A 226-nucleotide genomic window follows, 5' to 3' on the forward strand; every position below is an offset into this window, starting at 1 on the left:
GGGCTTGATTTTTCATTAAAAGAAGAACGAGGAAAAGGTCTAATTCTGACAGGCGGCAACGGAACAAATATGCCGGTAAACCCGCCAAAGATGCTACTAAGCGATAATACAAAGATAGTTTTGTTTAATGGAAATGAATTTAAACTGATAGGGACAGCGCATGTTTCACGCGAAAGCATTTGAGAAGAGCGGAATATTATCTGTGAAGAAAAACCCGATATGGTCG

General features: G+C 39.8%; 1 protein-coding gene. It reads left to right on the plus strand.

From position 1 onward, the window contains the following. A partial coding sequence (locus ACYVTD_RS19235; protein WP_461249174.1) for a hypothetical protein occupies positions 1–183 on the plus strand: 183 nt, incomplete at its 5' end. Between the last annotated feature and the right edge of the window lie 43 nt (positions 184–226).

The sequence above is a fragment of the Treponema sp. R6D11 genome, from assembly GCF_054786075.1.